Annotated in this window: 11 protein-coding genes; 7 read left to right on the top strand and 4 right to left on the bottom strand. The window is 75.0% G+C overall.

Features of this window, described 5'->3' with window-relative positions:
* Positions 1 to 134: 134 nt before the first annotated feature.
* On the bottom strand, positions 135 to 1,886 hold the full coding sequence (locus ACZ4QV_RS07645) for an NADH-ubiquinone oxidoreductase-F iron-sulfur binding region domain-containing protein (RefSeq protein ID WP_361585494.1): 1,752 nt from the start codon (positions 1,884 to 1,886) through the stop codon (positions 135 to 137).
* A 130-nt stretch (positions 1,887 to 2,016) separates the two neighbouring features.
* Positions 2,017 to 2,727: a hypothetical protein gene (locus ACZ4QV_RS07640; RefSeq protein WP_361585491.1), complete on the bottom strand. Its 711-nt coding sequence runs from the start codon at positions 2,725 to 2,727 to the stop codon at positions 2,017 to 2,019.
* Between the two features lie 692 nt (positions 2,728 to 3,419).
* On the opposite strand from ACZ4QV_RS07640, the gene ACZ4QV_RS07635 reads away from it, so the two are divergent.
* The 5 genes from ACZ4QV_RS07635 (at position 3,420) to ACZ4QV_RS07615 (ending at position 8,825) form a co-directional block, all read left to right on the top strand.
* Positions 3,420 to 4,424, top strand: a complete 1,005-nt coding sequence (locus ACZ4QV_RS07635) for a PucR family transcriptional regulator (protein WP_361585488.1) — start codon at positions 3,420 to 3,422, stop codon at positions 4,422 to 4,424.
* Positions 4,425 to 4,603: 179 nt separating this feature from the next.
* Positions 4,604 to 4,909, top strand: a complete 306-nt coding sequence (locus ACZ4QV_RS07630) for a DUF6412 domain-containing protein (protein WP_361144739.1) — start codon at positions 4,604 to 4,606, stop codon at positions 4,907 to 4,909.
* Positions 4,910 to 5,008: 99 nt separating this feature from the next.
* Positions 5,009 to 5,809, top strand: a complete 801-nt coding sequence (locus ACZ4QV_RS07625; protein ID WP_361585485.1) for a YidC/Oxa1 family membrane protein insertase — start codon at positions 5,009 to 5,011, stop codon at positions 5,807 to 5,809.
* A 168-nt stretch (positions 5,810 to 5,977) separates the two neighbouring features.
* Positions 5,978 to 6,835 carry a fumarylacetoacetate hydrolase family protein gene (locus tag ACZ4QV_RS07620; protein ID WP_361144733.1) on the top strand — a complete coding sequence of 286 codons (858 nt, stop codon included), beginning with the start codon at positions 5,978 to 5,980 and terminating at the stop codon, positions 6,833 to 6,835.
* Between the two features lie 130 nt (positions 6,836 to 6,965).
* Positions 6,966 to 8,825 carry a choice-of-anchor A family protein gene (locus ACZ4QV_RS07615; RefSeq protein WP_467762674.1) on the top strand — a complete coding sequence of 620 codons (1,860 nt, stop codon included), beginning with the start codon at positions 6,966 to 6,968 and terminating at the stop codon, positions 8,823 to 8,825.
* 8 nt (positions 8,826 to 8,833) lie between these two features.
* Here ACZ4QV_RS07615 and ACZ4QV_RS07610 read toward each other — a convergent pair whose 3' ends face one another.
* Together ACZ4QV_RS07610 and ACZ4QV_RS07605 are read right to left on the bottom strand one after the other, a co-directional pair.
* Positions 8,834 to 9,379 (bottom strand): heme-degrading domain-containing protein, encoded by a 546-nt coding sequence (locus tag ACZ4QV_RS07610; RefSeq protein ID WP_361144728.1) that lies wholly within the window; start codon positions 9,377 to 9,379, stop codon positions 8,834 to 8,836.
* On the bottom strand, positions 9,376 to 10,473 hold the full coding sequence (locus ACZ4QV_RS07605; RefSeq protein WP_361585479.1) for a Gfo/Idh/MocA family oxidoreductase: 1,098 nt from the start codon (positions 10,471 to 10,473) through the stop codon (positions 9,376 to 9,378). The genes ACZ4QV_RS07610 and ACZ4QV_RS07605 overlap by 4 nt, the downstream gene beginning before the upstream one ends.
* Before the next feature lie 56 nt (positions 10,474 to 10,529).
* On the opposite strand from ACZ4QV_RS07605, the gene ACZ4QV_RS07600 reads away from it, so the two are divergent.
* Both ACZ4QV_RS07600 and ACZ4QV_RS07595 read left to right on the top strand, forming a co-directional pair.
* Entirely contained in the window at positions 10,530 to 11,774 is a 1,245-nt protein-coding gene (locus ACZ4QV_RS07600) for an ROK family transcriptional regulator (protein WP_467762673.1), read from the top strand.
* A 148-nt stretch (positions 11,775 to 11,922) separates the two neighbouring features.
* Positions 11,923 to 12,330, top strand: coding sequence for a hypothetical protein (locus ACZ4QV_RS07595; protein ID WP_361585476.1), 408 nt, complete (start codon positions 11,923 to 11,925; stop codon positions 12,328 to 12,330).
* The last annotated feature ends 52 nt before the right edge of the window (positions 12,331 to 12,382 follow it).

The following is a 12,382-nucleotide window of genomic DNA, read 5'->3' as shown; positions in this document are numbered from 1 at the left end:
GGGTTGTCTGCGGGGGTACGCGGGAGGGGAAGCGGGTGTTCAGGCGGGGCGGAAGTTGTCATCGGCGGACGAAAAACGGGCGCAAGTGGCCTCCGTACAGGGGACGTTCGATGGCCCTTCGGTGGCCGTACGGGTCATTCGCCGCCTTGGACGCGCAGGGCGAGCGCCGGGCAGCGCCGTACCGCGAGCTGCGCGCGGCGGCGCATCCGGGCGGGCAGCGGCATCGTGGCCCGCTCCGGGTAGCCGTCGGGCCCCAGCCGGACCATGCCGGGCACGAGGTCGGCGCACAGGCCGTGGCCCTGGCACAGCGTCCAGTCGACGAGCAGCCGCTGCTCGGGCGCGGGGGGCCGGGCGGCGGTGACCGTGTCGGCTCGGGCGCCGGAGTGCGGTCCGTCACCGGTCTCCGGGGCGCTGCCGATGCCGTGCGCCGCCGGGCCGGGGACCGGCAGCGCGCCGAGCACCGGGCGGCCGCACCCGGCTCCGTCGGCATGCCTGGCGAACTCGTCGGGGAAGGCGGCCAGCGCCGAGGCGATGAAACGGGCGGTGCCGTCAGGATGACTGCACGCGCCGCGTCGTTCCACGGCCCGCATCCGGTCCCGTACGGCGTCCAGCGCGCGCTGTCCGCTACCGCCGACTGCTCGGCCGAGCGAGTCGGCGAGTGCGGGCAGGCCCAGTACACAGGGCCCGCACTGTCCAGCGGATTCGGCGGCCATCCAGCGCGCGACCCGCACGGTCTCTCCTGCCGGGCAGGTCCCTTCCGGCAGCGGCAGCACCGCCCCCGCGCCGAGCACCGAGCCGTGCGCGGCCAGGTCGTCGCGGCTGAGGAGGGCCGTACCGGCGGCGGACGGTGACAGCCAGGTGCCGTGGTAGCCGCCGATCAGGACGCCCTGGCCGGGGCCGAGGCCGCACCGGGCCAGGACGCGGGCGAGCGGCACCCCCGTGGGCGCTTCCACGACCCGGTGGCCGGCCACGGTCAGCAGGACGGTGCCGGGTTCGGCCGGGTCGCCCGTAGCGCGGTAGCCCAGGGCGCCCAGCCGCGCGGCGACGGCGAGCTGGGCGTACGTCTCGGTGTTGGAGAGCAGGGTGGGCAGGCCGTGCAGGCCGCGTTCGCTGGAGCGGACCCTGCGGCCCGAGGGCAGGCCGGGGCCCCGGCCGAGGCCGTCGGTGAGTGCGGTGCCCTCGCCCGTCACGAAACGCTCCGGCAGCAGTTCGGCACGTACCGGTGTGGACAGCGGGCCCCGTTCGGCGATCGCCCGGCGTACCGACCGGGCCACGTCCGCGCGGGTCACCCCGACCGCGACCTCCTCGGCGCCGAGCGCCCGCGCGGCCAGCAGCGCGCCGTCCAGCACCAGGTGCGGCGCGAACAGCAGAAGAGCCGTGTCCTTGAGGCAACCGGGCTCGCCCTCACTGCCGTTGACGACCACCGCGACCCGCCCTCCCGTACGGCGGCCGCCTGCCAGGACGGCGCGCAGCTTGCGCGCGAAGGGGAAGCCCGCGCCGCCACGGCCGCGCAGACCGGTGTCCTCGGCCAGCGCCACCAGCTCGCTCGCGGACAGATCGGGCGGGCTGCCGTGCCGGGCAAGGTGCGCCACCCGCCCCAGGCGCTCCACCCTGCCCGCTCCGGCCACCCTGCCCGCTCCGGCCAGCCCGTCCACCCCGTCCAGCCCTTCCACCACGCCCAACCCGTCCAGCTCGACCAGCCCGGCCAGCAGTCGAGGCGCCTCGAACACGGCCAGGCCGGGAACGACCGGACCGGGCGCGGCGGGGACGGGGCCGACGGGGGCTGGGCCGGTGGAGACGGGGTCGACGGCGGGCACATGCCCACCGCCGGGGCCGCCACCGGAGCCAGGCAGCGGAACAGCGGCAGCCGACACCAAGAGCGTCATGGGGAACTCCTATCGTCCTGCGACACGTTGAGGTATCCGGGGGACCACAAGAGCCGCCCCCGTAGGCGCACCGGCCGCACCCCGCCGCCATACCGGCCATACCGGCGCATTCTTCGCCCGCAGCCGTACGTCATGGACGGCCACCACGGGAGTGCCGCGCCGCCCGGTCCGGGGCCCGGGCCCCGCCGGAATCAGCGCCCGGCGTCGGGTTGTACGGAATCCTGACCCGCCGCGGCGCCCGCAGCCGCAGTACGAGCACCACCGCGACCCCGGCGACGCACAGCAGGTATCCGGTGGTCACCCAACCGGAGGCCGCGCGCCCCGACTTCAGCCCGTGCACCAGCGCCGCGCACCAGGCCACGTACGCGCCCATGTGCAGCACCCGCCACCACCGCGACCCGCGGCGCGAGGTGAACGCGCCGCGCACCGCGCCCGTCACCGCCGCCGCGAGGAAGAGATAGCCGGCCAGGGTGCCGAGCCCGATGAGCAGCGGCCGCCCGCCGTCGGCGAACGGCACCACGGCGGCCGTGCCGCCCACCCGGCCGCGGGCGATCTTCACCCCGATGTGCAGGGCGAGGAAGCCCAGCCCCGCGACGCCGGTGCCGCGGTGCACGGCCTGCGCGATCAGCCGGTGGCCGGAATGCAGCAGCAGCCGGTCGGTGGCGGCCAGGCCCCACAGCACGGTGCCGGTGAGCGAGACCAGCGCGAGGACGCCCGCGCCGAAGTCCAGGAAGTCGAGCACCCGCCGAGGGGCGCCGGCCTGGGTGGCCACGGCGAGGAAGAGCAGCACGACGGCGGGCAGTGCCGGGCGCAGGGCGGTCCGCAGACGGGACGCGGGCATCGGGCCTCCTTGGGGCGGAGTTGGGGTACGGGGGAGAAGCGCGGGGTGCGGGCAGGGGTGTGGGCAGCGCTTCGGAGCGGTGGCCGTGCGGCGAAATGCGTACGCCGCACGCCGGTTTCGACGACGGCCGCCGGTATCGGTGACCGCTGCCGGTGTCGGTGACGGTCGCCGGTGTCGGTGACGGCTGCCGGTTTGGGTGACGGCTGCCGGTCCGGGTGACGGCCGGTATCGGTCACGGCCGGTTCCGGTGACGGTCGCCGGTATCGGCGCGCGGGGTGGCCCGGTTCGGGCCGCCGGGGATATTCGCACCTGTTTATGCGCGGTGTCCCGCCGGGACGCGGAAAGGTGTGCGCCAAAGGCGGTGGTCCGGGGTGAGCAGCAGCATCACGGAACGCCGCCGGAGCGTCCGCCGGTTTATCGCGCTGTGACAAATTCCTGCACCGGCATCGAAGTTACGCGTGGTAACTCCGGATGGTGCCCCCTCAAGCACGAGCACCGCTCGAAGCACCACCGCTCGAAGCACCACCGGACACCGCTCCGCCGCACGCGGCACCGCCGCACGACGCGCTCGACGCCCACGGTGCTTCCGGGCAGCAGGGCCGTACCCCCCTCCGCATCACGCCAGGATCGAGGTAGCGATGTGTGATCTCCTGAACCGCATCTGGTCACGCCCCCGTGGCGAATGGACCCGCGTGCTGAGAAAGGAACTCCCGGCGCTCGCCGAGAAGATGACCGAGGAGCTGCGGAGCGGATTTCCCGCCTTTGCCGCACTGCTCGCGGAAACGGGCGCCGAAGAAGAGGCCCGCCGGGCCGTGGAACAGGCCATGCTGGTGGCGCTCGGCTACCAGGAAAACGCGGAGCGCGTCCACCGGCCCAAGGATCTCGTCGTCACCCCGCTCCCCATGGCGCCGGCCCGCCGCGAGATATTCGCCGCCCTCACCGGGACCAAGGACGTCTCCGACGTCGCCCTCTCCGAAGTGGCCCGCTGCGCCGGCTGGCCCGTACCGGCCCTCGTCCAGGCCGTCGCGCTCGCCTCGCCCGCCGAAGCCCCTCAACTGGCCGCCGCCCTCGGCGACGCCCTCATCGGCACCGTCGACGGTGACACCTGCCTGCTCGTCCCCGACCCCGGGACGCAGACCCGCGCCCGTCTGGAGGCCGCCCTCAAGGGCCGGGCGGCGGCGGTCGGCCATGCCGTACCGGCGGGTGACGCCGCTTCCTCGCTGCGCTGGGCCCGCGCCCTGCTCGCCCTGTCGCCCGGCCGCGGCGGCCCCGACACACGCCCGGCCTTCGTCGACGACCACCTGTCCGCACTGCTCCTCCTCCAGGACGAGTCGCTGGCCAGAGCGCTCTCCGCACGCTGGCTGAGTCCCCTTGACGACCTGACGCCACGCCAGAGCGAACGCTTGGAGGTCACCCTGCTCGCCTGGCTGGAGGGCGGCGGCGCACCCGAAGCGGCCCGGGTGCTCCAGGTGCACCCGCAGACCGTGCGCTACCGCCTGCGGCAGATCGAGAAGCTCTTCGGCCCCGCGCTGCGCGACCCGCGGACCCGTTTCGAACTGGAGATGGCGCTGCGCAGCCGCCGCCTGATGGCCCACGTGCGGCGCTACCGCTCGCGGGCCGGCCGCCGGGCACGGGCTGTCGCCTCCACCATCCGACCGCTGGGCATGGCCAGGGAAGCCCGGGTCAACGGGCTGTGACCGGCGCACGGTGACCGCGGCGGCCCCGGGCTCCCCTCCGGGGCCGCCGCCCTGCCCGGCGGTCCTGCCGCTACGCTGGGGCGGAAGCAGGCCGGACGGACCGTGGCCTGCCGTAAGCCGTATTCGTGTGCGATGCGTGCGCGTATGCGTAAGCCGTACGGACCGGGGAGGGGGAGCACATGCGGCGCTTCGCCGACGCCTGGCGGCTGTACATGGGCGCGCTCTTCTTCCTGCTCTCCGGGTTCGCGCTCGCCCAGAGCGGGCTGACCTCGACGCTCGCCGCCGCCGCGACCACCGCCGCCGTACTGCTGCTGTGCCGCGCCTTCCTGGCCGCCGCGCTCGCCCGGCCCGAGCCCCCGGGCCGGGTCCGTACCGCCATCCGCGACCGGGAACGCCGTACGGCGTTCCTGCCGCAACGCGATCCCGACGCCGCGGGCCGCCCGCGGCCCAGGGCGCCCGGCCGTCCCCTCCCGACGGCCGCGTAGGCGCCTCTCCCCTCGCACTCCGCGGAGGCACCGGCCCCGCGCGGCTCGTCACGCCGAATTCCTCTTCCGGCACGACGAGACCCCGTGGAGGGCTCACCCATGTCCGTCTTCGCCACCCTGGGCAGCGGGCTGTCCCAGGCCGCCGACCTCATCGAACCGCTCTTCGGCGCCTCGGCGACCGCCGCCGCGATCATCCTCTTCACCCTGTGCGTACGCGCCGCACTGCATCCGCTCGCCCGCGCCGCCGCCCGCGGCGAGAAGACCCGTTCCGCACACGCCCCGCGCCTGGCCGAACTGCGCCGCAAGTACGCGAAGGACCCGCGGCGTCTGCAGGAGGAGACCGCCGCGCTCTACGCCGAGACCGGCTCCTCGCCGCTGGCCGGCTGCCTGCCGGCGCTCCTGCAACTGCCCGTCTTCTTCGTCATGTACCACCTGTTCACCAGCGACGGCAGCGGCCTGCTCACGCACACGCTGCTGGGCGCGCCGCTCGGCGGGCACTGGACCCAGGCCCTCGCGGACGGCGGCCCGACCGGACCGCACGGGCTGGTCTATCTGGCGCTGTTCGCGCCGGCCGCCGCCGTCGCCACCTGGAACTACCGGCGGGCCCGTACGACGATGGCGCGGAACGCGGCGACGGGCTCGGCCCCCGGCCGGGCGGGTACGGCCGGCAGCGGTACGGTGCCCGGCCTCGCCGCCATGACGAAGATGATGCCGCTGCTGTCCTTCGGGACGCTGGTGAGCATCGCGGTGCTGCCGCTGGCGGCCGCGCTCTACCTCGTGACGACCACGGCGTGGACGGCGTGCGAGCGGGCGCTGCTCCACCGGGACCACGACCGGGACGGCCACGCTGACCGTACGGCGGGGGAGGAGGCCGCGGCCCGGGCCGGTACGGCCGGGTAACGGTACGTCCCCGGACCGTACCGCCGGGTAACGGTCCAGTACGTGAACCGGGTCTTGCGGAGCGGACGCCGTTCTTGGACGATCGTCCGAATCGCTCGATGGCCGTCCCCATCGGCCGGTCCGGGAGAGCCCTCCCGGACCGACCCTTCGACCACGGGAGTTGTACCGATGAAGCTGTTGCGTGTCGGTCCGGTGGGGGCGGAACGCCCGGCGCTGCTCGACGAGGAAGGTGTGCTGCGCGATCTGTCGTCGCTGGTCACGGACATCGACGGGGCGCTGCTCGGGGACCGCCCGGCGCTCGCCCGGATACGGACGGCGGCCGCCGCCGGTGTGCTGCCGCGCCTGGACCCGGCCGGTCTGCGCACCGGGCCGCCGGTCGCCCGGATCGGCAAGATCGTGTGCATCGGGCTGAACTACCACGACCACGCGCGCGAGACCGGCGCCGCCGTACCGGCCGAGCCGATCGTCTTCATGAAGGCGCCGGACACGGTCGTCGGGCCCGACGACACGGTGCTGGTGCCGCGCGGCAGCGGGAAGACGGACTGGGAGGCCGAACTGGCCGTCGTCATCGGCCGTACCGCGCGCTACCTGGAGACCGACGACGAGGCCCGTGCCGCCGTCGCCGGATACACGATCGCGCACGACGTCTCCGAACGGGAGTTCCAGATCGAGCGCGGCGGCCAGTGGGACAAGGGCAAGAACTGCGAGACGTTCAACCCGCTGGGCCCGTGGCTGGTGACGGCGGACGAGGTGCCCGACCCGCAGGCGCTGGGCGTACGGCTGTGGGTCAACGGCACGCTGCGGCAGGACGGCACGACCGCCGAGCAGATCTTCCCGGTGGCCGAAGTGGTCCGTTACGTCAGTCGGTTCATGACCCTGTACCCGGGCGACGTCATCAACACCGGCACCCCGGCGGGCGTGGCGATGGGCTGCCCGGAGCCCAAGCCGTACCTGCGCGCCGGTGACGTGGTGGAGCTGGAGATCGACGGCCTGGGGCGGCAGCGGCAGGAGCTGAAGGGAGCCTGACGGGGCCTCAGGCGCACGGGTCCGCCCGGGGCGGGTGGCCGGTGGCCGGCTGTCGGCTGGACAGGGGGACTCGCCGTACGGGGGCGCGAGCGGTCCCGCTGCCCGGCCACTTCACGCACATAGTGCACTTATGCCTGCAAAAAAGACAAAACGGACCCATGTGGTGGGGGCCGCCGCGCTGGGAGCCGTGGCCGCGGTGCTCCTCGGCCTGTTCGCGGCGTTCGGCTTCGCGGCGCCGCTGCCCGGCGGCCTCGGCCCGTGTCTGGGGAGCCAGTGCCCGCCCTCGTACTCCGATCCGAACAACGGACCGGTGGCCGGACGGGACGAGAACCTCAACATCTTCGTCGGCGGGGACTTCCGCGTCGGCGGCTCGGCCGCCGAGGCCGAAGGCAAGATCGTCACCCTCGGCGACTTCCGGATGAACAAGACCGGTGGCTCCAGCGTCTACAACGTCGGGGTCGTCGGCGTCGGCTCCCGGGTGCCCCCGCCCAACGGCTCCGACTTCCTGACCGTGGGCGGTGACGTCACCATCGCCCCCGGCCAGCGGCTGCTCGCCGAGGAAGGCAGCACCCACGGCGTCGTCGCGTACGAAGGCAGGCTGACCGGCACCGTGATCCCCCAGTCGGACCAGCGGCCGGGCGCCGCCGACCCGTACTGCGGACTGGTGCCCGACCTCACGGCGAGCAGCCAGTGCTACGCCCGGACCGGCGACGGGCAGCGGCCCGCGACCGGCACCGCCGTCAACCAGGGCTACTCGACGGTGTTCACCGGCGACGGGACCTCCGCCCTCCAGGTCTTCAACGTCGACTTCGACCTGGCGGGCCGCAACGGCGGCGCCCAGGGCATCACCTTCCAGAACATCCCGGCCGGCGCGACCGTACTGGTCAACATGGTCGGCGACGCCCGCACCGTCAACACCTACATCGGCCACGACCTCCAGCCGCCCGGCATCCGCGAGCGGCTGCTGTGGAACTTCCCGGACGCGAACACGGTGGAGTTCAAGGGTGGCGCGCAGTTCCAGGGAAGCGTGCTGGTCGGCAAGCAGGGCAGCACGACGACGGTCTCGGTACCGGGCATGAACGGCCGGTTCTTCACGGTCGGTTCGCTGGTGCACACTTCGACATCCGGCGCGGAGCTGCACAACTACCCGTTCAACGGGGATCTGCCGGACTGCCGCGCATCGAGCCCGAGCCCGAGTCCGACGCCGAGTCCGACGCCGACCCCTTCTCCGACACCGACGGAGCCGTCGCCGAGTCCGACGGATCCGAGTCCGTCGCCGACCGAGCCGAGCCCGTCGCCCACGGAGCCGTCGCCGTCACCCACGGACGAGCCGTCACCGACCGACGAGCCGTCACCGAGCCCGACGGAGCCGAGCCCGTCGCCCACGGACGAGCCGTCACCGTCACCGACCGACGAGCCTTCCCCCACGCCGACGGAGCCGAGCCCGTCGCCGACGGAGCCGACTCCGTCCCCCACACCCACGGACCCGAGCCCGTCCCCGACGCCCACTCCGACCGAACCGACCCCGTCGCCCACCGAGCCGAGGCCGACACCGCCCGAGCCGACGCCGTCGCCCACGGAGCCGACCCGGCCGCCGTCGCCGTCACCCACGGAGCAGACCCCGCAACCGACCCCGGAACCGACCGGGCCGACCGCACCACCGTCACCGACCGAACCCACCCCGGAGCCCACCGAGCCGACTCCGGAGCCCACCGACCCCACCCCGGAACCGTCCCCGACCACCACCGAGCCGACCACATCACCGTCACCGACCGCCCCCACCCCGAGCCCCACCCCGGCCCCCACGGGCTCCTCCTCCGGAGGTCCGGTGCCCAGCCCGGGGCCGACGGATGACGGGGACCAGTTGGCGCACAGCGGCAGCAGCACCTTCCAGGACCCGCTGTTCATCGGGGCGGCAGCCGCCGCCGTCGTCAGCGGTGCGGTGCTCGTACTGATCATCCGCACGCGCCGCCGCCGCTCCGGCGGCTGACCTCCGGGTCAGCCCGCCGGCTGCTGCTCGATGTAGCGCCCCAGGGCGTCGACCACCAGCGCGTGGTCGTCGCCCTGGGGGAGGCCGGAGACCGCGACCGTGCCGACGACTCCGGTGCCGCGCAGCCGTACGGGGAAGGCGCCGCCGTGCGCGGCGTAGCGGTCCGGGTCGAGACGGGACGATTCTTCGAACGTCCGGCCCTTGGCGCGGAAGCGGGCGCCGACGAGGTACGAGGACTCCGCGTACCGCTCGACGACGCGGCGCTTGCGCTCGATCCACGCGTCGTTGTCGGCCGACGTGCCCGGCAGCGCGCAGTGGAACAACTGCTGCGCGCCGCGCCGGATGTCCACCGTCACGGCCGCGCCGCGCTCACGCGCCAGGTCCGCCAGCAGGCAGCCGAGCTGCCAGGCGTCCTCGTTGCCGAAGCGGTCCAGGACCAGGCGGCGCTCCTGTTCCTCCAGTTCGCGGACCTGGTGGCGGGCCGCCTCGCGCTCGTCCAGGCCGTTCAGCACCCCGCTGCCGCCTGTGCCGTTCACCTGCGTCGTGCCGCTCATGCCGACTCCTCGATCCGGACCGCGCGGCCCTCGGCCGCCGATGTCTTCGCCGCTTCCAGGACGCGCAGGGCGGCCGCCGCTTCCCTGGCGCTCACCGGCGGCTCGCCCCCGGTGCGCAGTGCTTCCGCGACGGCGGCGTAGTACGCGGGATAGTCACCGGACAGGGTCGGTACGGGGTCGCCGCCGCCGGTCAGCGGGGACTCCCCGGCGCCGAGGCGGCCCCACGCCGACTCCGGTTCCGTACCCCAGCCGTCCGGGTCGCCGCCCGGCCGCCGCCCCTCGCGCAGGGCGGCTTCCTGCGGGTCCAGGCCGTACTTCACGTAGCCCGCGCGGCTGCCCAGCACCCGGAAGCGCGGGCCGAGCTGGGCGGTGGTCGCGCTGACCCACAGGTGCGAGCGGACGCCGTTCGCGTGGGTGAGGGCGAGGAACGTGTCGTCGTCGGCCTCCGCGCCCGGGCGGCGTACGTCGGACTCGGCGTAGACCAGGGTGACCGGCCCGAACAGGGCGAGCGCCTGGTCGACGACGTGGCTGCCCAGGTCGTACAGCAGCCCGCCGATCTCCGCGGGATCACCGGACTCGCGCCAGCCGCCCTTCGGCTCGGGCCGCCAGCGTTCGAAGCGCGACTCGAAGCGCTGCACGTCGCCGAGCGCGCCCTCGGTGAGCAGCTTGCGCACCGTACGGAAGTCGTTGTCCCAGCGGCGGTTCTGGAAGACGGAGAGCAGCAGGCCGAGCTCGTCCGCGAGGCCGGCCAGCCCGTCGGCCTCGGCGGCGGTCCCGGCGAGCGGCTTGTCGACGACGACCGGCAGGCCGGCGCGCAGCGCGGCCTCGGCGAGCGCGACGTGCGTCTTGTTGGGGGACGCGATGACGACGAGGTCCAGTTCGGTGGCGCGGGCCAGCACCTCGTCGGGGGTGGCGACCGTGCGGACCTGCGGGTGTTCGGCGCGGGCCTGAGCCTGCCGGTCCGGGCTGCCGGTGGAGACGGTGTCCAGCACCAGGCCGTCGGTGGCGGCGATCAGCGGGGCGTGGAAGACCGAGCCGGCCAGGCCGTAGCCGATGAGGCCGACGCGGAGGGGTGTGCCGGGGGAGTCGTTCATGCCGCCCACTTAAGCAACGCTGTTGCCAAAGTGCAAGCAATGCGGACAATGGACGGGTGACCAGCAACGACCCCGCCGAACGTGGCGCCGCGCCGGCCCCCGCGCCACCGGGTGTCGCCGCCCCGTCCGCCACTCCGCCTGCCGTGCCGCCGTCCACCCCGTCCTCCGTGCCGCCCGGCGGCGGAGCCGGCCTGCCCGCCCTGCGCGGCCACAACACCGCCCTGGTGCTGGGTCTGCTGAGGTCGGCGGGACCGGCGGGCGTCAGCCGGCTGGAGCTCGCCGCGCACACCGGCCTGACCCCGCAGGCCGTCAGCAAGATCACCGCCCGGCTGCGGGCCGAGGGTCTGGCCGCCGAGGCGGGCCGGCGGGCCTCCACCGGCGGCAAGCCGCGTACGGTGCTGTGCCTGGTGCCCGAGGCCCGGTACGCGATCGGCCTGCACCTGGACCGCGACGAGCTGACCGCCGTCCTCACCGACCTCGCGGGCCGCACCGTCGCGGAGCGCACCGCCCCGCTCGATTTCGGCGCGGGCGCGCCCGCCGTGCTCGACACGGTCGCCGGGCAGCTCGCGGCCCTGCCGGACGAGGCCCGCTCGCCCCGCGTACTGGGCGTCGGCGCCGCCTGCCCGGGGCCGCTGGACCACACGGCCGGAGTGCTGCGCCGGGTCACCGGCTTCCCGGACTGGGACGGCTTCCCGCTGCGCGACGCGCTCGCCGAACGGCTCGGCCTCCCCGTCGTCCTCGACAAGGACACCAACGCCGCGGCGCTCGGCCTCGCCCAGCGCGAACCGGACGGCCGGGGCTCGTTCGGCTACCTCCACCTCGGTACGGGCCTGGGCGCCGGCCTGGTGCTCGGTGGCGCGCTGTACCGGGGGGCCAGGACCGGCGCGGGGGAGTTCGGCCACCAGGTGCTGCAACTGGACGGGCCGCGCTGCGGCTGCGGCAAGCGCGGCTGCGTCGAGGCACTGTGCCTCGACAGGGCGGCGCGCGGCGAGCCCGCCGAGGCGGCGCGCATCCTGGGCACCGCCGCGGCCAACCTCGTGGAACTCCTCGACATCGACCGGGTCCTGCTCGGCGGCCGTACGGTGCTGGCGCGTCCCGGCACGTACGTACGCGGCGTGGCCGAAGCCCTCGCCGAACAGGCCCGCGTGCGCGGCGAGGGCCGTACGGCCGCGGTCCCCGTGGCGGTGGCCGGGGGCGGCGCGCGGGCGGTCGCGGACGGCGCTGCGCACCTCGTCCTGGCCCCGCTCTTCGGCGCGCCGGGGACACCGTTCGGCGCCGCAGCGGGCGCCGGACTGCGCTGAACGCGCGGCATTCGGGCGATCGGCGCGCCGCACCGGGGCGTCGGTGCCCCGGCGACGGGCCCGCGTGGCAAGGTCCGGAACCGACCGGTCATACGAGCGGCCTGGTGTGGTCCCGGTCGCCTGAGCTGATCGAGCAGGAGCGTCCGTCATGCCCGTGCGTCCGCCCCGCGCACTGCTGCGCGCCACCCTCCCGACGGCCGTGCTGTCCGCGACCCTCCTGTCCGCGCCCCTCCCGGCCGCCGGCGCGCCGGCCCACGCCACGCCACCGGTCCACGCCCCCACGGCTGTCTTCCGCACGCCTGTCCCCGTCCCCGCCCCCACGGCTGTCGTCCCCGCAGTCGCCGCCTACGCGGCCGCCCCCGAACCCGCGACGCGGACCGACCACTCACCCCTTGCCCCTGCCCCCGTCCTCGCCCCCGTCCCCGAGCCCGGCCCTCCACCCCACCTCGCCGACACCGGTTCACCGGGAGTGACCCGCATCGGAGCCGCCGCCCTGGTACTCCTGTCAGCCGGCGCGCTCCTCGTGGCGGCGGCCCGCCGACTCCGCCGACGCTGACGCCACCGACGCCGAACCCGCCGCCCTCCCCTGGGAGAAGGGTGCGAGGATC

Source organism: Streptomyces sp. NPDC026394 (assembly GCF_055567735.1).
This window is presented reverse-complemented; position numbering and strand designations above follow the sequence as displayed.

Excerpts from the sequence above, each read along its gene's own strand:
- ACZ4QV_RS07645 (WP_361585494.1), bottom strand. The coding sequence starts at position 1,886 with ATGACGCTCTTGGTGTCGGCTGCCGCTGTTCCGCTGCCTGGCTCCGGT.
- ACZ4QV_RS07640 (WP_361585491.1), bottom strand. The coding sequence starts at position 2,727 with ATGCCCGCGTCCCGTCTGCGGACCGCCCTGCGCCCGGCACTGCCCGCC.
- ACZ4QV_RS07630 (WP_361144739.1), top strand. The coding sequence starts at position 4,604 with ATGCGGCGCTTCGCCGACGCCTGGCGGCTGTACATGGGCGCGCTCTTC.
- ACZ4QV_RS07625 (WP_361585485.1), top strand. The coding sequence starts at position 5,009 with ATGTCCGTCTTCGCCACCCTGGGCAGCGGGCTGTCCCAGGCCGCCGAC.
- ACZ4QV_RS07620 (WP_361144733.1), top strand. The coding sequence starts at position 5,978 with ATGAAGCTGTTGCGTGTCGGTCCGGTGGGGGCGGAACGCCCGGCGCTG.
- ACZ4QV_RS07615 (WP_467762674.1), top strand. The coding sequence starts at position 6,966 with ATGCCTGCAAAAAAGACAAAACGGACCCATGTGGTGGGGGCCGCCGCG.
- ACZ4QV_RS07610 (WP_361144728.1), bottom strand. The coding sequence starts at position 9,379 with ATGAGCGGCACGACGCAGGTGAACGGCACAGGCGGCAGCGGGGTGCTG.
- ACZ4QV_RS07605 (WP_361585479.1), bottom strand. The coding sequence starts at position 10,473 with ATGAACGACTCCCCCGGCACACCCCTCCGCGTCGGCCTCATCGGCTAC.
- ACZ4QV_RS07595 (WP_361585476.1), top strand. The coding sequence starts at position 11,923 with ATGCCCGTGCGTCCGCCCCGCGCACTGCTGCGCGCCACCCTCCCGACG.